This is a genomic window from Chlorobaculum parvum NCIB 8327 (genome assembly GCF_000020505.1).
In the GTDB taxonomy this organism is placed as follows: Bacteria; Bacteroidota; Chlorobiia; order Chlorobiales; family Chlorobiaceae; genus Chlorobaculum; species Chlorobaculum parvum_A.
In genome coordinates, this window is sequence record NC_011027.1 from 2,022,356 (window position 1) to 2,042,943 (window position 20,588).

Here is a 20,588-nt window from a genome sequence, read left to right on the forward strand (position 1 = left end):
GCCGCCACAAATCCATTACCGACTTCCATCCGTCGCGACCGCCACGGCGCGGCGCTGCCCGGCGCGGTGGTTGAGCATGATCGCCACGACCATGAGCGCGAGAATCACCAGCGAGGAGCTGATGCGGTCGAGCGCAAGGCCGCCGTGCGCGAGCGGCTTGGTGAGCGTGTCGCCAAGCGTTGCACCAAGCGGGCGGGTCAGCACGTAGGCCGCCCAGAAAGGGATGTTGGGCGAGATGCCCGTCTTGTAGTACGCGATGGCCACCGCGACAATCAGCACACTGAAGAGCAGCGCGCCAAGCTGAAAGCCGAGACCAAGGTCGTCAGCTACGAAGTCGCCGAGCGCCGTGCCGAGCGTGTTGGAGACCAGTATGGTCAGCCAGTAAAAAATTTCGTCTCGCCGGTCGGCAATATCCTCGAACTCGATCTTGCCCATGATCCGGCTCCACGCAAACAGCACCAGCAGCACGCCAAGCAGCAGGATTGCGGATGAGTTGACGTAGCCGAGGCCGAGCGTGCGGTCGAGGTAGTCCGACATGGTGGTGCCAACGGTCGTCGTGGCGGCCACGACCGCCCAGTACCGCGCCGGATGGTAGCCTTCGGAAAAGACCTGGAAGAGCAGCGCCACCGCGAAAAAAGCGAGAAAGATCAGGCTTCCCTCGGCGTACCCGAGCTTCATCGACATGGTGACCGCATCTCCGCCGGTTTCGCCGAGCGTGGTGGCCAGAATCTTGATCGCCCAGAACATCAGCGTCACCTGCGGCACCTTGCTCAACGCCTGAACGGCGGCATCGTTTTTATTCATCAGCATTCGTTTCCTCCTCTGTCGATTGGATCATTCTCTTCACAGATCAGGATACGAAATGAGAATTAGTGCAGAGTTAGGAGCGTCGCTTCATCACAGAATCACCAAGCGCCGGATAATCGGGAAATTGACAATCACCGCTTTTTCAGGGAAGTCTGCTGGCTTCGGCCACTCGCCCGCGCTGGCGGTAGCGGAACACCGTGCCCCGGCCATTCGGGCCCGGCAAAAGGCGGAGGTCGCCGCCAATCGTCCGGGCCGCCTCCCGCGCGATGGTCAGGCCGAGGCCGCTGCCGGGCTGGCCGGAACCGGGTGAGCGGTAAAAGGCGTCGAACACCCGCTCCCGCTCGCTCTCCGGAATGCCGGGGCCGTCATCGATCACCTCCATGACCCCATCGCCGTTTTCGATGGCAAGCCTGACCGTCACCGTGCCGCCCTTTTGCGTATAGTTCAGGGCGTTTTCAAGCCCGTTTTTCAGAATCAGCGTGAAGCTTTCCGGATTGCCGTCGAGCAGCATCGCGCCCGGCTCGTCAAGCCCGAGATCGATGCCGCGAGCCTCGGCCAGCGGCAGGTATTCGGCGATCAGCTCGCGGGCGAGCGCCGGAAGATCGACCGGCACCCCCTCGGTGGGCTGCGCCTGCACCCGCGCCAGATTCAGGAGCTGCGCGGTGAGCTGCCGGGCGCGCTCGATGCCCGACTGGAGCGGCGCGAGCCGGGCGCGCATTTCGTCGGCGCTTCCGGCTTGCCGGAGATTTTCCGCCTGAAGGGAGAGCGCCGTCAAGGGGCTCCGAAGTTCGTGAGCCGCATCAGCGATGAAACGACGCTGCTGGCCGATCAGAACGGAAATTCGCGCAAGCTGCCGGTTGATTGAATGCACGAACGGCATCATCTCTTCCGGAAGATCATGCTCCGGCAGAGGCTCCGGCTGATCGGGACTCTGCTCGTCGAGCAGATGTGAAAGCGTGGTGAGCGGTTTGAGGCCGGAACGAACAATGAGCATGACCAGAAGAGCCATGACCGGCAGCATCAACAGGCCTGGCACAAGCGTGTGCAACGCGCTGCTGGTTGCCAGATCGTCGCGGGTTTCGGTAGGCTGAACGACCGCAGCGACGGAGGACGAGCTCCGGATGATGAAGACACGCATCGGTTCGCCACGCTCCCTGAGCGTGTGAAAGCCGGGAGCAAGCGCGCCAGCAAACCACGCAGGAGCGCTCTCTTGCTGAAAATGCAGAATGCGGATCCTCGTCTCCGGATCAATTGTGGTCACCAGAGCTGGCGAATGGCCGATCCCGTTCAAAACGACCGACTCAGCCGTATCGCCCCCCTGCAACATCGCGATCTGGCGAAGGGTATTGTCCTGAAACTCTTTGGCCTCTTCATACGCGAAGTAAAAGGAGGTCGCTGAGGCAATCAGCGCAACAGCGACAATCATTCCGGCCAGCATCACGGTCAGACGCTTTTGCAACGAAGGGTTCACTGCTCTTTTTCGACCATCCATCCCGCACCTCGAATATTTTTGATGCTTGCCGCGCCCAGCTTTTTGCGCAACTGGTGAATCAGGTAATCAATGGCGTTGCTCTCGACCTCCTCATCCCAGCCATAGACTCGCTCTTCGAGCGCCGAGCGACTCAGGATACGGCCCGGCTGAAGCAACAGCGCGTGCAGCACCGCGAACTCGCGCGAACTGAGCACCTCCCTCGACTCCCCGCAGAACGCCGTGTGCGTGGCGGGATCGAGCGTGATCTGGCCGTTGCCGATCAGCCCAGACGCCTGCCCGCCCTGTCGGCGGATCACCGCCCGGAGCCGCGCAAGCAGTTCATCGAGGTCAAACGGCTTGACGAGGTAATCGTCCGCCCCTGAATCCAGCCCCGCGATGCGCTCGCTGAGGCCGTCACGCGCGGTGATGATGATAACCGGAATGGAACTGCCCTGCTGCCGGAGCCCGGCAAGCAACTCCAACCCACCGCGCCCCGGAAGCCCGAGGTCGAGCAGCACCGCCTGATGCTCACCATACCGAAGCGCGTCGGCAGCCTCGTCGCCACGGCGAACCCAGTCAACCGCATATGCCGCATCTTTCAACGCCACGCAAACCGCTTCACCGATCATGGCATCATCTTCAACAAGCAACACTCGCATAACTTCTCGTTTTTTCATCAACCGTTGCGGCTCGAAAGCCGAGGAGTCAGGATAAACAGAAATAACCGAAACAGACCCGGACATCGGCCCGGAAAAGAGGAAAACTCCCCCACCTCCGAACCTCAGCCCGCGCATCTGTTTCAGCACAACACAACACTCAGAAGAAAGAACAGGTCGCCCGAAATGAGCGTTCCATCAGCCGGTTAACCATGGCGGCATCCAGGCGTTCATAAAACCCTTTACCGGGATAGCGCAACCGCTCTGGCAGAAATGGCAAACGGATCTGTTGACCCTTAATCTTCTGCATCATGGGCATCGTCATGATCCGCTTTATCAATATTGGCAGCAAGCACCCTGCCGTTATCTTTGTCTACCCGGACATCCATAACCTTCATGCCATCGACTACCTCAACATCGTAAACCGGGCGGCCATCATGCGTTTCAAGCTCGGCGCGAACAGCTCGCCCCCGCGTAAACTTCTCGGCGGCATTGACAGCCTGCGACAGGCTGATTGCCGGTTTTTGCAACGTCAGCGCATCATTCCCGGCATCCGCCGCATAAGCCGACCGGGCGAACATGCCGCCAAACATCCAAGCTGAAAGCATAACGCCAACGGCCACATAACCATAACGTTTCATAATCATCACTCCTTGTGGATTCAATTGTCAACGCGATCATCCGCGTCAGGAGTAATGGTACGAAGGGAGAGTTAGGGGGAATTAGGGGGAGTGGAAAAGGAGGAATTTGGAGGAAGATGACGCCTGATTTTCCGGAAGGATTGCCGAAGTGGCGGAATTGGTAGACGCATAAGTTCCATTTCCGCCTTTGGTACCAAATCTCTCATGCCTCAGACTTTCCTACCACAGAATCGACTTCGACAGCTGATAGAAATTGATTGGTGGTGAGAAGTAGTTCATTTTGATATATATGTCAAACCCCCGTCGAAAGTGACGGGGGTTTGATTGAGAGGTATGTTATTGACAATGATGCCTAATGTTAAAGTTGATCGGCACTCTGGAAATTCATCCGATCAAAAAACTTGTCAGGCGCTTTCATTCTTTGATTCCATTGTTGAAACCAAGAACTGCGCGAATTGCAAAATCTCTGTTTCGCGGAAGGCAAAGAGTTCTGACTCGTGATGGTATCTGGCTTTGATAAACACATCATCATTGCGTTGCAGGAAATCGCTGAACGCGGATTGAAAAGCCGAGATATGATTCTGCATGTCTTGAGACAGGAGCCCATAGAGTTCGGTTAATCGATGCCCCTTAACCTCTTCCTCAGTTTCGTTGTAAATCAACCACTTCAGGCAAAGTTCGCAAGCAAATGCTGCACATACAACGCCAGGCACCAACAGCATGGGCTTGCCTTCGATGATCTCACCATTATTGAGGCAAAACTCTGCCGCAGCCAGGAACTGCCGCGCAGATGAAAAGATATCAATCCGGTAATCCTTGGAGAGCTTGAACGTACCCATCGAAAAAGTGCCTGGACCTTTTCCTGCCAAGTCTACGGTACCCAAATGTATCTTCATTGCTTCATTCCGTATAAAACAACTTCAATAGTAAACCTGTTAAGCCGTTATCCTCTCAGCATCTTCCCCAACAACCTGCCATCTCGCCTCGATGGTATCCGCAGACAAATCAGCGCCGCACTCCCATTCGATGAAGTAGCCCCCGTTGCTCACCTTCATAAATTCCTCATGGTCGCGAAGCGCTTCAAACGCTTCATACTCCAGATAAGGCGATACATCGAAAATGCCAACGCGACCATCTTCCGCAACAATCGACAATACCCAATCCGATTGTGGATGTAGTTCTGCAATTCTCATTGGTCAAGTCCCTTTATTGGAAATGGTTTCTTACCGTTTACAGCCAGATTCCAGTCCGCCAGCAAATCCTCTTGGTGAATTTCGATCCATGCAACAACCAGCTTGTGCTTGTTCGGTGGCAGCTCGCCAGCCAGAAGCATACCGTCAATAATTGAGTACACGGCCACTTTTCCCTGATAATCAGCATGGATGTGCGGCAAATGATGTTTCTCGGTATCCCGAAAAAACATCCGGATTAGAATCCCGTAAAACATTGAAATCGTTGGCATTCGGCTTGTCACATTCTATTGTTCATACATCAAACACAATTTGCGCCCTCCAGATTCAGAAAAAAGAAACTGACATTATTTCAAATCTAAACAACATTCGCAGTTCGTCAAAAATCCAACCCTGACCCCGATTCTCCCTCCAACCTTTGCAATCCGACCGCACTCTCCCTACCTTGAAAAATGGCCACCAGACACCCGGCCATGAGAGCCGTCACCGGCCTCTTTTCTCTTACTTCAAAGCACTACACGCATGAGTACAGAGCCTACCAAAATCCTCCTCGGCGAGGATGAACTTCCCCGTCAGTGGTACAATATTCAGGCTGACCTGCCTTCACCCATGCCACCGCCGGTGGGACTGGATGGCAATCCGATCGGGCCGGATGCGCTGGCCAAGGTTTTTCCGATGAACCTGATCGAGCAGGAGGTGAGCACCGAGCGCTGGATCGATATTCCGGAAGAGATTCTCGGCATCCTCAAGCTGTGGCGGCCGTCGCCGCTCTACCGCGCGCGGCGGCTCGAAGCAGCGCTCGGCACTCCGGCCAAAATCTACTACAAGAACGAAGGGGTCTCGCCCGCCGGGAGCCACAAGCCCAACACGGCGGTGGCGCAGGCGTGGTACAACCGGGAGTTCGGCATCAAGTACCTCACCACCGAAACCGGCGCGGGGCAGTGGGGCAGCGCGCTGGCGATGAGCTGCAAGCTGATCGGCATCGAGTGCAAGGTGTTCATGGTGCGCATCAGCTTCGACCAGAAGCCGTTCCGCAAAATCATGATGAAAACCTGGGGCGCGGAGTGCATCCCGAGCCCGAGTCCGCAGACGGCCATCGGGCGCAAGATTCTCGAAGAGATGCCCGACACCCCCGGCAGCCTCGGCATCGCCATCAGCGAAGCGATCGAGCAGGCCGTCGAACGCGACGACACCCGCTACGCCCTCGGCAGCGTGCTGAACCACGTGATGCTGCACCAGACCATCATCGGCCTCGAAGCCAAGAAGCAGTTCGACAAGATCGGGCGCTACCCGGATATCGTCATCGGCTGCGCGGGCGGCGGCTCGAACTTCGCGGGCATCAGCTTCCCATTCCTCTACGACAAGATTCACGGCAGGGATGTGCGGGTAATCGGCACGGAACCGGAGGCGTGCCCGACGCTGACCCGCGCCCCCTACGCCTACGATTCAGGCGACGTGGCGATGATGACGCCGCTCCTGCCGATGCACAGCCTGGGCCACACCTTCATTCCCCCGGCCATCCACGCAGGCGGCCTGCGCTACCACGGCATGGCGCCGCTGGTGAGCCACACCAAGCAGCTCGGGCTGATCGAAGCCACCGCGCTGCCGCAGACCGAATGCTACGAAGCGGCGCTGCTCTTCGCCCACACCGAAGGCTTCATTCCCGCGCCGGAGACCTCGCACGCCATCGCACAGACCATCCGCGAGGCGAAGCAGGCAAAAGAGGAGGGCAAGGAGAAGGTGATTCTGATGAACTGGTCGGGCCACGGGCTGATGGACTTGCAGGGCTACGACGCCTACCTCTCAGGCAAAATCAGCGACTACCCGCTGCCAGAGGAGCTGCTGCAACGCTCGTTGACCGCCTCACTGGCGGGACTTCCGAAAGTGCCGGGAGTTTAAAAAGAGGGGCTGTCTTATCTATTCAATGATGGAACAAACCCTCTTTTTAATGACCCCATGAAAACGCAAAGGGCTACCAAGATAAGAAGGTAGCCCTTGTTGTCGTTGATGTGCTGTTTTCAGCAAACCCTATGCATAACTTATCTGAAAAACGTTACAGCGAAAGGCGAAGGCCAAGCATGACACTGCTAGAAGAGATATTTTTGACGGTGTTCATATAATCATCTTCAGCATAATCATCCCAGAAATTTGCCGTATCGTCGATGGTGAAATCAGCAGTTGCGAAGTAACGGTAGCGGGCTTCAAGCCTTAAGTTTTCTGCAACCTTATAAGAGAGTCCAGCACCAAGCTGATAAGCAAAGGCTGTTGCGGTTACTTTATCGTAACGAAAATCATCATCAACATCCCCAACATCATTGAAGCTCACAAATGCAGCACCGGCACCCGCAGTAAGGAACAATTCCAGATCGTCAGTAAGGTTAATGTCGTAGTAAGCATTCCCCATAAGAGAAATAACCGACATATTACCGGTCATGGAATACTCATCGTAGACACTACCATAGAGATAATCAATCGATTTGGCAATATCATTACGCTGGTAACCAAGTTCTGCCTCTATCCGATAGTCACCGTAATCATGTCCATAAGCACCGGTAAGCGCAATCCCTGAATCAAGATCAACACAAAAATTTTCTTCATCATCCGCATTGTCGGTAAGTTTTGCATCACCAAACCAGGAGATGCCTGCATTGGCGCTGACATAATTCCCAGCAGAGTAACCGGTAGACGACCATGCGCCCGTGGCCAGAAGCACTGCGACAAGTGCTAAAAGTTTCTTTTTCATGTTCTTGTGTTTTTGTTAGGGGTTGTGATATGTTTAGTGACACTGCCTGACATCTTTTGGCAATTACACTTTATGAAGTTAAAGAAACTAAAAGCCACTTTCAATAATTTGTAACACGTTACAGTGCAAAACAGGGCATAGACTTACTTAACTAATCTTCTAATAATGACCTCAACTGATATATCCATAAAAAAAGCCCCGCTGAAACGGTAATTCCAACGGGGCTTCGGGGGAGTTAAAAACGTTAAACTACGGGCTACTCCTTGTCGAGCTTCTCCTCTTTCTTGCCTTTTTTAGCAGGAGGCTCGGCAGTTCCTTCGCTGAAACGCAGCTCCTTCTCCTTTTCGTCGAAGGTGATCTGAATCACGCTGCCTTCGGTGAATCTACCCTTGAGCATCTCCTCGGCGAGCGGATCCTCGACATACTTCTGCAAGGCCCTCTTGAGCGGGCGTGCGCCGTACTTCTGGTCGTAGCCCTTCTCGACGAGGAACTCCTTGGCTTTCTCGTCGATTCGTACGTCGATGCCCATCTCTTTCAAGCGCTTGAAGAGCTTGCCAGCCGTGATGTCGATAATCTGGAAGATATCCGACTTTTCGAGCTGGTGGAACACGATCGTGTCGTCGATACGGTTCAGGAACTCCGGATTGAAGACACGCTTCAGGGCATCCTCGATGGTGGACTTCATCGCCTTGTAGTTGCCCGTGGTGTCTTCGGGAGCCGAGAAGCCCATGCCGGTGCCGAAGCTCTTGATCTCCTTGGCGCCAATGTTCGAGGTCATGATGATGATCGTGTTGCGGAAATCGACCTTGCGGCCAAGCCCGTCGGTCAACACACCCTCGTCGAGCACCTGTAGCAGGATGTTGAACACGTCGGGATGCGCCTTTTCGATCTCGTCGATCAGCACCACCGAGTAGGGCTTGCGGCGCACCTTTTCGGTGAGCTGGCCGCCCTCTTCATAGCCGACGTATCCGGGAGGCGCGCCAACCAGGCGACTCACCGAGAACTTCTCCATGTACTCGCTCATGTCGGCGCGGATCAGCGCATCCTCGCTGTCGAACAGATAGCGGGTCAGCGCCTTGGCCAGCTCGGTCTTGCCGACACCGGTGGGACCGAGGAAGATGAACGAGCCGATGGGACGCATGGGGTCTTTCAGCCCCGCGCGGGTGCGCTGGATCGCCTTGGTGATCTTCTTGATCGCCTCGTCCTGGCCGATGACCTCTTTCTTAAGCTCCGCCTCCATGTTGAGCAGCTTCTTGGACTCGGACTGCGCAACCCTGACCACCGGAATACCGGTCATCATGGCGATCACCGACGATATGTCGTTCTCGGTCACGTCGTAGACGCTCTCGGCGGACTCCTCTTCCCACTCCTGCTTGGCGTGGTCGAGCGCTTCGAGCATGTTCTTCTCCTTGTCGCGCAGTCGAGCAGCCTCCTCGAAGTTCTGCATCTTGACCACCTTGTTCTTCTCGGCCTTGACCTCTTCGATGCCCTTTTCAAGCTCGAGAATATCCTGCGGCACATGAATGTTGCTCAGGTGTACCCGCGCGCCGGCCTCGTCCATGACGTCGATCGCCTTGTCGGGCAGGAAGCGGTCAGTGATGTAACGCTCCGAAAGCTTGACCGCCTTTTCGATAGCCTCTTCGGAGTACTGCACGTGGTGGTGCGCCTCGTACTTGTTCTTGATGTTGTTCAGGATCTGGATCGTCTCCTCGACCGTGGTCGGCTCGACCATGATCTTCTGGAAACGGCGATCCAGCGCCCCGTCTTTCTCGATGTACTGGCGGTACTCGTCGAGCGTGGTCGCGCCGATGCACTGCAACTCGCCTCGCGCGAGAGCCGGCTTGAAGATGTTGCTGGCGTCGAGCGAACCCGAAGCGCCACCCGCGCCGATGATTGTGTGCAGCTCGTCGATGAAGAGGATCACGTCACGCGAACGCTCAAGCTCGTTCATCAGCGCCTTCATGCGCTCCTCGAACTGGCCGCGGTACTTCGTGCCCGCCACGAGAGCAGCAAGGTCGAGCGCCACGACGCGCTTATCGTAAAGCACGCGCGAAACCTTGCGCTGCACGATCTTGAGCGCCAGCCCCTCGGCGATGGCCGTCTTGCCGACGCCCGGCTCACCGATCAGCACCGGATTATTCTTCTTGCGGCGGCTCAAAACCTGCGCCACACGCTCGATCTCCTTCTCGCGCCCGATGATCGGGTCGAGCTTGTCCTCCATGGCCAGCCGCGTAATGTCACGCCCGAAGTTGTCGAGCACCGGCGTCTTGGTACGCTCGCCACGCTTCGACTCCGACTTTTTGGATGGGCGCTCGGATGCACTGCCCGTGGAGTAGGAACCCTCCATCGGCGGCTCGTCAGCCTCGCTGCGCCCGGTCGTAATGGTCATCAGTTCATCGCGAACCTGGTCATAGGTGACACCGAACTGTTCGAGAATCTGGGCGGCGATGTTGTCGTCACCCTTTAGGATCGAGAGCAACAGATGCTCCGTGCCGATGATGGTCGACTTGCAGATCTTGGCCTCCAGATAGGTGATCTTGAGCACCTTTTCTGCCTGCTTGGTCAACGGCACGTTACCCATCTGGGTAGCCGGAACCTTGGGATGGGTGTTCTCCTCGATCTTCTGTTTCAGTTTGAACAGATCGACTTTGAGGTTTTTAAGAATTTTAGCGCCGATGCCCTCTCCTTCCCGGATTAATCCAAGCAGAAGATGTTCGGTGCCGATATAGTCGTGCCCCAGACGCAGCGCCTCTTCGCGGCTGAGCCTGATCACGTCCTGAACTCTATTCGAGAAATTTCCTTCCATTTATGATCCTGTATCGCTAAAATTGACGGGAAGCTCCCTGAAATGCGCTGTAACTCTGGCTATGAAGCACGACTGGGCACAACCGATCGGTTATTCGCTACATTCAGTTAAATAACTATAATTAAGACGTCATCTCAAACCATTTCCTTCGATCAAAACAGTGGCGAGAAATTAATCGTTTCAGACCGCCCCTTGCGCTATGACCGTCACCCACATACTCCTCGACGACCAGAACCCCCTGCACCGCGAACTGCCGATCTACCGAAGTGGCAAAATCGGCGCCGTCAGGCTTGCCGACAAGAGCTACAAGGTGTACGATTCGATGGAAATCTCCGCCCACGACTACACCGCCCTGTTCCACTACGGCGTCATCGAACAGCTCAACGCGCTACCGTTCATCTCCGAATCGAATAACGGGCTCGACAGTTGGGACGAGGCATTTCTACCCTCTGGCGCGATTGGCAGAATGATTGAGATTATCGACGAATTCGTCGGAGAGATAAGCGGGAAAAGCCCCGAAAAGGTGATGCTCGGCTGGCAGGACGATCCGGAACGCATCGCCTACTGGCGCGAGATCGATCCCGAAAAGACGATTGATTTCCTGAGGAAATTCCAGGAATTCGCTACCAAAGTTCAGGAAGAGGAATACGATCTAGAATTCATTTTGTAGGAACCGACCCTTCGCGTGACGAAGCGAAAAGGGTAGGCACAAGGCCTACCCCTACCGATCAATTATCAACTTTCAATTGCCGCCCCGCGCCATGCCGAGTGGATCGGGATGCAGGAACTTGTAGTCCAGCTTTTTGACGAGCCAGTCACTGTTGACAATTTTGAAGTGGCTATTGCTGGAAGCCTCTTCCGGCAATGAGGCAAAACCGTGACTCTCAGCGGCAGCCTTATAGAGTTCACCCCGTGTCGGATGTTGCGGCGCGCAGGCGTTGAACACCTCACCCCAACTCCCCTGCCGGATGATTTCAGCGATCACGTGCACACAATCGTCGAGATGGATAAGGTTCACCGGATGAGCGGGACTCGTGATTTCCGTCATGCGCTGGATGAACTCCGCCGGATTGCGTCCGGGGCCGATCAGCCCACCGAAGCGCACCACCGTGGTGTTGAACGCAGACTCCGAACGAAGCATCTCCTCGACGTACATCAACGCCCGACCGGCGGGAGAGTCCGCTTCATCAGGATCGGTAGCATCCGCTTCCACCACCTCGCCCCCGGTGGCGGGATAGACCGAGGTCGAACTGACGAAAATCACATGCTTCACCGGCGAATCGGCAAGCGCGTCGATCAAAAGCGAAATCTGTCCGACATGGTACTCGACCACATCCGGCCGGCGCTGGGGAGGGATGTTCACCACGAGGATGTCGCTCTGAAGAAACGAAGCAATATCACCCTCGATGCTCTCGCCGATGGCGATCCGGAACGGCTCTACGCCCGCCTCTTTCATCTTGGCGATTTTCGCCTCGCTGGTGGTCGAACCCTTGACGGCATACCCCTCGCCAACCAGAAAACGGGCCAGCGGCAAACCGAGCCACCCGCAGCCGAGGATGCTGATGCGTTGTTTTTCAGACATAATGATGAAGTTCAGAAGTTCAGAATCGCCCGTGACGGCCCCCCGGTTTTATGCCGGCTTTTTGTCTGGATAATGTATTCATTCCCCGTCAATTCTAAGCTATGCAGAATCCTTGTTGCCTCATTACCGTTGCAAAAAAAACGTTCCAAATGCGCATTGAAAAACGAACCCATCAAATTGTTGCACTCCTGCAAATAGTGATAAAAAAACACGTCAAACCACCAAAAACGAATTCCAACTACACCTATATTTCTATATATTAAGAAGTTAGTTGTCGTTTTTTCTTTTTTCCCTCACCTATAAACTGAAGGATCATGAACACCCCTACCTTCGACAGCAGCACACTTACGCTCTCACCAGAAACAATGCCCTCGATGCACTGTGACACGTGGGATCCAGACAAACCGACAGCACAGCCCGGAAAAATCTCCATGCACTGCGACACCTGGACGCCTGACGAACCGTCAAAACGCACCAGCAGGCTCTCCATGCATTGCGACACCTGGGTACCCGAACCCGAAGAAGGAGACAAGTAATCATTCCTGCACCTGCGGCAAGAATCGTGAATGGCTTCTTGCCGCAGGCAACGCTTGGTCATGATAACGGCACTTCAGCCATCACCCCTTTCCCGATCCACCACCCAGACAACAGCAAAAGGAGCGGACTCCGAAATGCCCGCATACTCCATTGAACAGAAGGGTGATATAACCTTCCTTCAGCCGTCATCAGGCAAATTCTTCGTCGCGCTCGACAACCGCTGCGGCCGATGGCAGATGTTCGACGGCAATGCGTCCGAAGCACAAAAAGCTGAAATCGCGGCCAGCCTGAAAGAGTCGCCAACCCCCGATTTGATGGAGCCAGACGATGACTATCTGGAGGTGGTCATTTTCATCACCGACCGCTGTAACCTTGGCTGCGTCTATTGCAAATACGCCGATCTGACACAGCTTTCGGAGGTGCGGGGAACGGATGTCGAGCAAATCTGCCGGACGCTCGAAAAGCTGATCCGGGGAAAAAAACAGGTGCGAATCACCTTTCAGGGTGGCGAACCCCTGCTCATGCACCGCGAGATCGACCAGATCTGCGCCTTCCTGACCGGCAACTTTTCGGAAATCGAGTTTTCGTTCGCCCTCCAGTCCAACGGCACCCTGCTGAATGACGCCATTCTGGAGATGCTGAAACAATACGAGATTACCGTCGGCATCACCATCGACGGCCCGGCAAGCCAGCACGACCTGTCGCGCCCGTTCAAAAACGGCGAAGGGAGCTTCGCGACGATCACAAGCAATCTCGAACGGCTACAAAAAAACAATGTGCGTTGCGGCGTGCTCTCGGTTATCCGCGATCCGGACGAACTGGAGGCACTGTTCCGCTTCAACCGAGAGGAACTCGGGCTGAACTCCTTCTACCTCAAGCCGCTGGAGTTCGCCGATTCGGGTGCGGAAAGCAGCGAAGAATTCTCCGCCTACTACGGCAAGCTGGCCGACCGTCAACTCGAATTGATACAGGAACTGATCCGCATTCACACAACGTCGGGAGAACGGATTCACGAACAGATGCTTAAAACCGTGCTCGGCAAGATGTTCAGGCCTTCGTTCTACAACGACGGCTGCATCAGAACCCCTTCATGCGGCAGCAACGAGCGCTACAAGAGCATGAATTGCGACGGCTCAGTGCAGTGGTGCGCCCATCTTAAAAATCAGCAGGACGAAGCAGTCAAGCAACGCTCGAAGGAGCGCTACGGCTTTTGCGCCGACTGCCCGATCAGCTCGATCTGCCTCTCGTTCTGCCCCGCCGTCATCCCCGGCTACCGCCACGGCGACCCCGAAGCCTGCTACCTGCCGCTCGCGAAACGATTCTGCACATACCGCCGCCAGATGATGATGAGCCTGTTCGAGCTGATGCACGAAAACATGCAGGCCGTCACCGCCTGTTTCATGCAGAAATGAATCCGCAATGAGCAGCGCGCTTGAACAGATGCGAGTCGCCTTGCGCTCAACCGGGATGGAGGTTTGCGAAAAAACCCGTCAGGGCAGCGAACTGCCGTTTTTCACCACCATGCTCTTCGCAGGTAAAACTCCGGACGACGACTCCTTACCGCTGGTTTCCGGGCAAGGCATCACCGCCGAAGCCTCGCTTTTGAGCGCGTACGGCGAGTTCTTTGAGCGGCTCCAGAACAACTTTATCATCGCCGGCTACCGCTACGCCTGCGCTTCGAATGGCGGATACGACCGGCTGCCAGAGCGGTGCCGTCAGCGCCTCGACCGGCAGGGCGGGCCGCTGGATTTTTTCATCGCGCCGGACGAAACGTGGATCGCGGCAGATCGGTTCGGTGCGGCGGAAAACCCCGACCTCATGCCGCGCCACCAGATGCCTGCGAGCAGTGGGGTCGATGGCGACACGCTCCTGTGCGTGCCGTTTTACTCGGTGTTCGACGATTCGGTACGGCTCTGCCCGATCGAACGGATGCTCTTCGCCAGCGGAAGCACAGGCTGCGCGGCCGGAAGGACTCTTGAACAGGCAATCGCCAAAGCGCTGTTCGAAATCTGCGAGCGGCATGTCTTTCACCGGATTTTCTCGGACGAGCCACCACTGCCGCTCATCCCGCGCGAGCTGTTACGGAACACCGAAGCTGACCGGATCATCGAAGCCATCGAAGAGCGCAGCACAAGCGTCACCTTGCTCGATTGCTCGCTCGGCGCACGATTTCCAGTCGTCGCCATGCTGCTCATCGACCGCCAGCGGCAGCGCTACAACTGCAACCTCGGAGCCGCAGCGACGCTCTCCGGGGCAGTCATCGGAGCACTGAAAGAGCTTTACGACGGCGGCAACGACTTCCACGCCCTGCCGCTCTCCGGCCTCGACAACCCGTTCGCGGCAACAACCGCCGATGAGAGCCACCGCCTGCGCTTCGCCAACTACTACGCAGCCAAAGCGTCGAGCACTGGCCTCTGGCCGAAATCGCTCTTCGCCAGCCGCAACTCCGCGTCACAGTGGATCGACGAAACCTGGAGCGACGAGCTGGCCGGCCGCCCACTCAAAGTCCTGCTCGAACGCTTCGCAAGCTGGACGCCCACGCTCTACATTCGCGACGTCTCGTGGCTCGGCATCCCGTCAGTCTACTGCTACGCACCCGGCCTGAGCGAGGTGAACTACACCACGGGTCGCAACGAACTTACCATGCTGCTTGAGCTGCGAGCCGAAAGCGAACGTCTGCAAAGCTCCGGAGAAATGGAGATGAAACGGTTGCTGCGAATCATGGAGCTTCACCGAAGTCTGAAACGCATCACCCTTCCGGCCTCTGTCAGGTTGCTGAACAGCTTTGCGTGCCCGAACCTCCCCGGCAGTGCCCGGCAGCGTGAAGCGACACTGCTCGCCGCACTCGCACAGCTTTTCGGCGACAAAACGCCACATGACGAATCGCTGCTTGATCGATGCATCCGCGACAGCAAACAGCTTGCGGATGAAAGCTGCAATGCGGCGGAAATCAACTCGCAATTGCGGCAATTCTATCCTGACAGCGTGGTCGATCTGGCCGCCCGGTGCAGACAAGCGCCAGCAGAAGTCATCGAAAATGCGCTGCATTCAATCGAACTGCCTGGCAATGAATCGGCCTGCGACGACTGCCATTTCCTGAAAACTGTCGAAACGGCGAGGCGGCTTCAGAAACGACAGATCACCAATCTGCCCGACCAGCGCCGCCTTGCAGAAATCCTCACAACCGCCAGGAACGAAACATGACCATCGCTCTCACCATCTTTCCCTGCTTTTCGGACAAAACGCTCCCGCTCGGCCTGGCTTGCCTGAAAAGCGTGCTGGACGGCGAGGGCATCGAAAGTGAGGTGTTCGATTTCGACCTGTTGCTGAGCATCGAAGACCCGGCGCTCTACTACCAGCTCCATCGCCTCGGAGCCAGCCCCGGCGCGGCGCTCGACGACCGGATGATAAACTTCATCGGCTACCGCCCCGACCTCACCCTTGCGGCACTCTTCACCCCGCCCGAAGAGGCGCGAAAGCGGTTCGAAACGGACGGACTTGAACAGCTTTTCGACAAGCTCGACCACTTCCTCGAACGCGCGGTCACGCGGCTGCTCGCAACGGAGCCGGAGCAAATCTGGCTCTCCACCTACATCAGCAACCTCTGGGTTTCGATGCTCGCCGCCCGCAAACTGCGCGAACGCACGGAAGCGACAATCGTGTTCGGAGGCCCGGCGGTGTTCCCCGAAGAGGTGCAGCGTTTTCTGATTGTGAACGGTCTGGCCGACAGGGTCGTCGTGGGCGAAGGTGAACTGACGGCGCGGGAGCTGATCCGCGCGAACGGCAGGCCGGTGGCGGGCGCGGCGCAAATGATCGAGGGGGAGTTCCGGTACGAGCCGCGCCACGAATGGCTGAGGCCAGAGGAGTTCCCGATGCCCGATTTCAAAGGATTCCCATTCGCGGACACGCCCTTCGACGCCTACCTGCGGCGGCGCTTCGAGGGCCTCCCGGTCTCCTTTTCGCGCGGCTGCGTCAACGGCTGTATCTACTGCTCCGAAAAGCAGATATGGAAGCGCTTCCGCCACCTCTCGCCCGAAGCCTCCGTCGAACGGCTCGCCGCGTACAAACAGCGCTTCGGCATCGGTCTCTTCTACATTTGCGACAGCCTCATCAACTTCAGCGAAGCGTGGCTGTCGGAGTTCTGCGACCTGATTCTGTCGAGCGATCTGCAACCGCTCTTCACCTTCGCCTTCTGCGACCTGAAGCACCTCAAACCGGAGCTGACCGCAAAGATGGCTGCGGCGGGATTCACGAGGATCACCTTCGGCCTCGAAAGCGCGTCCGAAAACGTGCTGACGAGAATGCACAAAAAGCTCGATCTCGACCTCGCCCGCGAAAACATCGTCGCGGCAACCCGCAACGGGCTGTCGATCCACGTATCAACCATCATCAACTTTCCGGGCGAACAGACCGCCGACGCGCTCGACACAATCCGGTTTTTCAGAGAGATCGACCGTGAGCTTGCTGGCAACAACCTGCCGATGACGCACCTGCCCCGCCGAAGCCTCAGCAACCGCTTTCGGCTCGAACCCGCCTCGGCGATCTACCTGCACCCGGAGCACTACGGCATCCGCATGGAAACGACCGGAGCATCGTGGACGCCGCTTGCTGAAGAGAGCGCCTTTCTGGCCAAACGGTGGCGTTCGTCCGACGACCAGGAGCAACTGGAGTGGAACGCTTACCTGCTTTCCGGCTTTTCAAAAAACCCGCGACCGTGGCACCTGCACGACAGCCAGTACAGAAAACAGGCCGAAGCCATTGCCCCGCTCATCGACAAGGAAAAGCATCGCTTCACACTCTCGCCGCATGTCGTATTGCGACAATCGACTCCCGAAAACGGGCTCATCCTGCACGATTACCGCGAAGAGTTCCAGCTCGACGACTGGCAATCCCAAGTTATCAGGCTGCTGGCAAAAAAAGCTTCTCTCCATGAAATTACGGAAAAGATCACCGCCCTCACCGAAGCGAAATCGGCTGGCGCAATCAGAGACTTCGTGCTTTTCCTCTATGTGAGAGGCATCGCCCGAATCACCTGAACAAGCCGGACCGGTTTATTTGCCCAACGAAGAGGAGGGGTTAAGAGACTGATGGTAGAGAATCAGCGATTTCATCTCAACCGATTCAAGCGGCAGGGGTTTGCCGCGTAACGCCCCGGCAATGCAAGTATTGATCTGCTGGACGAGCTTCGGATTCTGCCACGCATTTTCGACTCCCTTGCCGTTCGGGTGGCAACTCGCACAGGTTTTGGTTCCAGTCGCGCCGCCAAGTGTCGGATCATTGAACAGTTTTTTGCCAAGCTCCACGGAGGGAGTTTGTGCGGCCTGAGCAGCAGTACCCATGCCAACCATCGCAGCGACAAGCATCGCCGTTTTCACACTTTTCATCATATCGAATCCTCCTTGCTGATTATCGTTTTCTGAAAAAACATCTCACTTCGGAAACGGTGTCACTGCTTCAGCCAATATAGGCAACAAACAGTGAGCGTCACATGAGGCTAATGTTGTTAAGAGCGTTACCTTGTCAGAAATCGACTGAATTGAAACCTGTGCCGACATTTGACTGCATCATGAAACTGACCATTCTCACCGACAACCAGGCCGCACCCGGACTTGCCTGCGAACACGGCTTCGCGGTGCTGATTGAAACCGGCGGCAAGCGCATCCTTTTCGACACCGGCCAGCTCGGCGCATTCGACGCAAACTGCCGCGCGCTCGGCATCGACTTGTCGGACATCGACATCATCGTGCTCAGCCACGGCCACTACGACCACACCGGCAACCTCGCCGACGTGCTCCGAATCGCCGACCGCGCCACGCTCTACCTCCACCCGTCAGCGCTCGTCGAACGCTACAGCATCCGCAACGGCAAGCCCAAACCCATCGACATGCCCGAAGCCGCCAAGCAGGCAATTGACGAACTGCCGAAAGAGCGAATCGTGTGGGTTAGCGAACCGACGCGCCTGACCGATGGCGTCTTCCTGACCGGCCCGGTCCCCCGCCAGACAACCTTCGAGGATACCGGCGGCCCGTTTTTCTTTGATCCGGACGGAAAAACGCCTGACCCCATTGAAGACGATCTGTCGCTCTGGATCGAGAAGCCGGAAGGCCTGACCGTGCTCGCAGGATGTTGCCATTCCGGCATCGTCAACACGCTTGACTACATCGAGAGCATCACCGGGCAAAAACGGATCGCGACGCTTATCGGCGGAATGCACCTCTCGGCAGCCAGCCCGGAGCGCCTCGACCGCACCGTAGCATCGCTCGCCGAGCGCGACATCGCCCGCCTCATTCCCTGCCACTGCACCGGGGAGGCAGCCGCAGAACGCTTCAGCAAAGAGCTGCCGTATCCAGTAGAGGCGGGTTATGCAGGCATGGTGGTGGAGTTAGGGAAAAAGTGAGGCCATCTACCAAGTCCACTTCCCAAGCCTGTTTCACTCCCCCTTCGCTTCAGCAATGAGCCGGTCGAGGCAGGTGCTGCAGACGCAGGTTTCGTAGCGTTCGGCGAGGTAGTTCCTGACCGAATCGGGCACCACGCGCGTGGCGCACCAGCATGAGGTGGACATGCCGCAGGTAAATTGCTCACCGCACATCGGGCAAACGACGGTTTTCGGCACGCCTTCTCCGGGATGATCGTTGTGTGTCATCTTCCTTTGATTGAATGGTTTACGATACCAACGTCTGCCTCAGCGCCTTTTGCCAGCCCGCCAGCAATGTTTCCCGTTCCGCCTCCGGCATTGCGGGGGTGAAGACCCGTTCGACGCCATTGAGCGCTCGCAGTTCGTCGGCGGAGTTCCACACTCCGGCTTCGAGGCCCGCGAGGCAGGCCGCACCGAGCGCGGTCGATTCGATGTTGCGCGGGCGGTGCACCGGCACGCCGAGCAGGTCGGCCTGGAACTGCATCAGGAACTCGTTGCTCACCGCACCGCCATCGACGGTCAACGACTGCGGCTGGATTCCGGTGTCGGCCACCATCGCGCGGAAAACGTCGTGCGACTGGTAGGCGATCGACTCCAGCGCCGCGCGAACGATGTGCACCCGCGACGAGCCGCGCGTCAGGCCGGTAATCGTGCCCCGCACCTCCATGTTCCAGTGCGGTGCGCCAAGGCCGACGAACGCGGGCACGACGTAAACCCCGCCGTTCGATTCGACCGACCGCGCAATCGCCTCGGACTCGGCGGCACTGCCGATGAGTTGCAAGCCATCGCGCAACCACTGCATCACCGCGCCGCCGATGAACACCGACCCCTCCACTGCGTAGCAGCTCCGGCCAGCGCCGTCGAGCGCGAGCGTCGTCAACAGGCCGTGGCTCGAACTCACGCACTTGTCTCCGGTGTTCATCACCATGAAACAGCCGGTGCCGTAGGTGTTCTTGACCGACCCCGACTCAAAGCAGCACTGCCCGAAGAGCGCCGCCTGCTGGTCGCCCGCCACGCCCGCAATCGGCACGCCGTCAAGCTCCGGAATCGCCCGCACCGCGCCGAACCCGCCCATCGACGGACGCACCTCCGGCAGCATCGACAGCGGCACGCCGAACAGCTCGCACAGCTCCGCATCCCACCGCCGCTCGTGGATGTCGAACAGCAGCGTGCGGGATGCATTCGTCAGATCAGTTGCGTGAACCTCTCCGCCGGTCAGCTTCCAGATGAGCCACGTGTCGATAGTGCCGAAGAGCAAGTTGGACGGATCGGCCTCCGGGTGCGCATCGAGAATCCAGCGAATCTTGGTGGCGCTGAAGTAGGCGTCCACCGGCAGCCCGGTCTTCGCGCGAATCGCCGCCTCCTCGCCTCGATAACGATTGCAAAGCTCCGCCGTCCGGCGGCACTGCCAGACGATGGCACGGTGCACCGGCTCTCCGTTCCGCCGATCCCACACCACGGTGGTCTCGCGCTGGTTGGTGATGCCGATGGCTTCGATGTGACCTGAATATGCGCCCCGCACCTCGACCACGCACTCGACCACCGTTTGCCAAATTTCCTTCGGATCGTGCTCGACCCACCCTGCCTGCGGGTAGCATTGCGTCAGCTCTCGATACGCGCGGGCGAGCACGTTGCCCGAACGGTCGTAGATCATGCAGGTGGTGCCGGTCGTGCCCTGGTCGATGGAAAGAATGGCCATAGGATTTGCGAGGAAAGGTTCAACGTGCTGTTGAAAAACAA

General features: G+C 57.3%; 21 protein-coding genes. 7 read left to right on the forward strand and 14 right to left on the reverse strand.

The window, feature by feature from the left end:
- Window positions 1-15: 15 nt before the first annotated feature.
- The 8 genes from CPAR_RS09320 to CPAR_RS09350 form a co-directional block, all read right to left on the reverse strand.
- Complete coding sequence (locus tag CPAR_RS09320; protein ID WP_012503064.1) at window positions 16-810, reverse strand: COG4705 family protein; 795 nt, start codon at window positions 808-810, stop codon at window positions 16-18.
- 139 nt (window positions 811-949) lie between these two features.
- Complete coding sequence (locus tag CPAR_RS09325) at window positions 950-2,266, reverse strand: ATP-binding protein (RefSeq protein WP_232203899.1); 1,317 nt, start codon at window positions 2,264-2,266, stop codon at window positions 950-952.
- 8 nt (window positions 2,267-2,274) lie between these two features.
- Window positions 2,275-2,937, reverse strand: a complete 663-nt coding sequence (locus tag CPAR_RS09330) for a response regulator (protein WP_012503066.1) — start codon at window positions 2,935-2,937, stop codon at window positions 2,275-2,277.
- Window positions 2,938-3,094: 157 nt separating this feature from the next.
- Entirely contained in the window at window positions 3,095-3,253 is a 159-nt protein-coding gene (locus CPAR_RS11090; protein ID WP_156773423.1) for a hypothetical protein, read from the reverse strand.
- Complete coding sequence (locus CPAR_RS10835) at window positions 3,231-3,575, reverse strand: PepSY domain-containing protein (protein WP_012503067.1); 345 nt, start codon at window positions 3,573-3,575, stop codon at window positions 3,231-3,233. The genes CPAR_RS11090 and CPAR_RS10835 overlap by 23 nt, the downstream gene beginning before the upstream one ends.
- 404 nt (window positions 3,576-3,979) lie before the next feature.
- Window positions 3,980-4,471: a HEPN domain-containing protein gene (locus CPAR_RS09340; RefSeq protein WP_012503068.1), complete on the reverse strand. Its 492-nt coding sequence runs from the start codon at window positions 4,469-4,471 to the stop codon at window positions 3,980-3,982.
- A 39-nt stretch (window positions 4,472-4,510) separates the two neighbouring features.
- A complete protein-coding gene (locus tag CPAR_RS09345) occupies window positions 4,511-4,768 on the reverse strand; it encodes a DUF2442 domain-containing protein (protein WP_012503069.1) in 258 nt (85 codons plus the stop codon).
- Window positions 4,765-5,037: a DUF4160 domain-containing protein gene (locus CPAR_RS09350; protein WP_232203900.1), complete on the reverse strand. Its 273-nt coding sequence runs from the start codon at window positions 5,035-5,037 to the stop codon at window positions 4,765-4,767. The genes CPAR_RS09345 and CPAR_RS09350 overlap by 4 nt, the downstream gene beginning before the upstream one ends.
- 250 nt (window positions 5,038-5,287) lie before the next feature.
- Here CPAR_RS09350 and CPAR_RS09355 point away from each other — a divergent pair, with 250 nt between their 5' ends.
- Window positions 5,288-6,664, forward strand: coding sequence for a TrpB-like pyridoxal phosphate-dependent enzyme (locus CPAR_RS09355; RefSeq protein WP_012503071.1), 1,377 nt, complete (start codon window positions 5,288-5,290; stop codon window positions 6,662-6,664).
- 154 nt (window positions 6,665-6,818) lie between these two features.
- Here CPAR_RS09355 and CPAR_RS09360 read toward each other — a convergent pair whose 3' ends face one another.
- Both CPAR_RS09360 and CPAR_RS09365 read right to left on the reverse strand, forming a co-directional pair.
- Window positions 6,819-7,508, reverse strand: a complete 690-nt coding sequence (locus tag CPAR_RS09360) for an outer membrane protein (protein WP_012503072.1) — start codon at window positions 7,506-7,508, stop codon at window positions 6,819-6,821.
- A gap of 256 nt (window positions 7,509-7,764) precedes the next feature.
- Window positions 7,765-10,314 (reverse strand): ATP-dependent Clp protease ATP-binding subunit, encoded by a 2,550-nt coding sequence (locus CPAR_RS09365; protein ID WP_012503073.1) that lies wholly within the window; start codon window positions 10,312-10,314, stop codon window positions 7,765-7,767.
- A 199-nt stretch (window positions 10,315-10,513) separates the two neighbouring features.
- Here CPAR_RS09365 and CPAR_RS09370 point away from each other — a divergent pair, with 199 nt between their 5' ends.
- Entirely contained in the window at window positions 10,514-10,984 is a 471-nt protein-coding gene (locus CPAR_RS09370; RefSeq protein WP_012503074.1) for a hypothetical protein, read from the forward strand.
- A 72-nt stretch (window positions 10,985-11,056) separates the two neighbouring features.
- On the opposite strand, the gene CPAR_RS09375 is transcribed toward CPAR_RS09370, so the two are convergent.
- A complete protein-coding gene (locus tag CPAR_RS09375; protein WP_012503075.1) occupies window positions 11,057-11,896 on the reverse strand; it encodes an SDR family oxidoreductase in 840 nt (279 codons plus the stop codon).
- A 314-nt stretch (window positions 11,897-12,210) separates the two neighbouring features.
- Between CPAR_RS09375 and CPAR_RS11095 the strand changes: the two genes are divergently transcribed.
- From CPAR_RS11095 to CPAR_RS09395, 4 genes are all read left to right on the forward strand, one after another.
- Complete coding sequence (locus CPAR_RS11095; RefSeq protein WP_156773424.1) at window positions 12,211-12,432, forward strand: hypothetical protein; 222 nt, start codon at window positions 12,211-12,213, stop codon at window positions 12,430-12,432.
- 135 nt (window positions 12,433-12,567) lie between these two features.
- Window positions 12,568-13,845, forward strand: a complete 1,278-nt coding sequence (locus CPAR_RS09385; protein ID WP_012503077.1) for a radical SAM protein — start codon at window positions 12,568-12,570, stop codon at window positions 13,843-13,845.
- Between the two features lie 7 nt (window positions 13,846-13,852).
- Window positions 13,853-15,637: a YcaO-like family protein gene (locus CPAR_RS09390; RefSeq protein ID WP_012503078.1), complete on the forward strand. Its 1,785-nt coding sequence runs from the start codon at window positions 13,853-13,855 to the stop codon at window positions 15,635-15,637.
- Window positions 15,634-17,469, forward strand: a complete 1,836-nt coding sequence (locus CPAR_RS09395; protein ID WP_012503079.1) for a B12-binding domain-containing radical SAM protein — start codon at window positions 15,634-15,636, stop codon at window positions 17,467-17,469. Before CPAR_RS09390 ends, CPAR_RS09395 begins: the two co-directional genes overlap by 4 nt.
- 15 nt (window positions 17,470-17,484) lie before the next feature.
- On the opposite strand, the gene CPAR_RS09400 is transcribed toward CPAR_RS09395, so the two are convergent.
- Window positions 17,485-17,820: a c-type cytochrome gene (locus CPAR_RS09400; RefSeq protein ID WP_012503080.1), complete on the reverse strand. Its 336-nt coding sequence runs from the start codon at window positions 17,818-17,820 to the stop codon at window positions 17,485-17,487.
- Between the two features lie 179 nt (window positions 17,821-17,999).
- On the opposite strand from CPAR_RS09400, the gene CPAR_RS09405 reads away from it, so the two are divergent.
- Window positions 18,000-18,830, forward strand: coding sequence for an MBL fold metallo-hydrolase (locus CPAR_RS09405; RefSeq protein ID WP_012503081.1), 831 nt, complete (start codon window positions 18,000-18,002; stop codon window positions 18,828-18,830).
- 33 nt (window positions 18,831-18,863) lie between these two features.
- On the opposite strand, the gene CPAR_RS09410 is transcribed toward CPAR_RS09405, so the two are convergent.
- A complete protein-coding gene (locus CPAR_RS09410) occupies window positions 18,864-19,076 on the reverse strand; it encodes a cysteine-rich CWC family protein (protein WP_012503082.1) in 213 nt (70 codons plus the stop codon).
- A 19-nt stretch (window positions 19,077-19,095) separates the two neighbouring features.
- Window positions 19,096-20,547: a glycerol kinase GlpK gene (gene glpK / locus CPAR_RS09415; RefSeq protein ID WP_012503083.1), complete on the reverse strand. Its 1,452-nt coding sequence runs from the start codon at window positions 20,545-20,547 to the stop codon at window positions 19,096-19,098.
- Window positions 20,548-20,588 lie beyond the last annotated feature (41 nt).

What these genes read in the sequence shown, in the direction of transcription:
- CPAR_RS11095 (WP_156773424.1), top strand. Translation starts at nt 12,211, where the DNA reads ATGAACACCCCTACCTTCGACAGCAGCACACTTACGCTCTCACCAGAA.
- CPAR_RS09405 (WP_012503081.1), top strand. Translation starts at nt 18,000, where the DNA reads ATGAAACTGACCATTCTCACCGACAACCAGGCCGCACCCGGACTTGCC.
- CPAR_RS10835 (WP_012503067.1), bottom strand. Translation starts at nt 3,575, where the DNA reads ATGAAACGTTATGGTTATGTGGCCGTTGGCGTTATGCTTTCAGCTTGG.
- CPAR_RS09345 (WP_012503069.1), bottom strand. Translation starts at nt 4,768, where the DNA reads ATGAGAATTGCAGAACTACATCCACAATCGGATTGGGTATTGTCGATT.
- CPAR_RS09330 (WP_012503066.1), bottom strand. Translation starts at nt 2,937, where the DNA reads ATGCGAGTGTTGCTTGTTGAAGATGATGCCATGATCGGTGAAGCGGTT.
- CPAR_RS09350 (WP_232203900.1), bottom strand. Translation starts at nt 5,037, where the DNA reads ATGCCAACGATTTCAATGTTTTACGGGATTCTAATCCGGATGTTTTTT.
- CPAR_RS09340 (WP_012503068.1), bottom strand. Translation starts at nt 4,471, where the DNA reads ATGAAGATACATTTGGGTACCGTAGACTTGGCAGGAAAAGGTCCAGGC.
- CPAR_RS09355 (WP_012503071.1), top strand. Translation starts at nt 5,288, where the DNA reads ATGAGTACAGAGCCTACCAAAATCCTCCTCGGCGAGGATGAACTTCCC.
- CPAR_RS09400 (WP_012503080.1), bottom strand. Translation starts at nt 17,820, where the DNA reads ATGATGAAAAGTGTGAAAACGGCGATGCTTGTCGCTGCGATGGTTGGC.
- CPAR_RS09385 (WP_012503077.1), top strand. Translation starts at nt 12,568, where the DNA reads ATGCCCGCATACTCCATTGAACAGAAGGGTGATATAACCTTCCTTCAG.
- CPAR_RS09410 (WP_012503082.1), bottom strand. Translation starts at nt 19,076, where the DNA reads ATGACACACAACGATCATCCCGGAGAAGGCGTGCCGAAAACCGTCGTT.
- CPAR_RS09320 (WP_012503064.1), bottom strand. Translation starts at nt 810, where the DNA reads ATGCTGATGAATAAAAACGATGCCGCCGTTCAGGCGTTGAGCAAGGTG.
- CPAR_RS11090 (WP_156773423.1), bottom strand. Translation starts at nt 3,253, where the DNA reads ATGCCCATGATGCAGAAGATTAAGGGTCAACAGATCCGTTTGCCATTT.
- CPAR_RS09390 (WP_012503078.1), top strand. Translation starts at nt 13,853, where the DNA reads ATGAGCAGCGCGCTTGAACAGATGCGAGTCGCCTTGCGCTCAACCGGG.
- CPAR_RS09365 (WP_012503073.1), bottom strand. Translation starts at nt 10,314, where the DNA reads ATGGAAGGAAATTTCTCGAATAGAGTTCAGGACGTGATCAGGCTCAGC.
- CPAR_RS09375 (WP_012503075.1), bottom strand. Translation starts at nt 11,896, where the DNA reads ATGTCTGAAAAACAACGCATCAGCATCCTCGGCTGCGGGTGGCTCGGT.
- glpK (WP_012503083.1), bottom strand. Translation starts at nt 20,547, where the DNA reads ATGGCCATTCTTTCCATCGACCAGGGCACGACCGGCACCACCTGCATG.
- CPAR_RS09360 (WP_012503072.1), bottom strand. Translation starts at nt 7,508, where the DNA reads ATGAAAAAGAAACTTTTAGCACTTGTCGCAGTGCTTCTGGCCACGGGC.
- CPAR_RS09370 (WP_012503074.1), top strand. Translation starts at nt 10,514, where the DNA reads ATGACCGTCACCCACATACTCCTCGACGACCAGAACCCCCTGCACCGC.
- CPAR_RS09395 (WP_012503079.1), top strand. Translation starts at nt 15,634, where the DNA reads ATGACCATCGCTCTCACCATCTTTCCCTGCTTTTCGGACAAAACGCTC.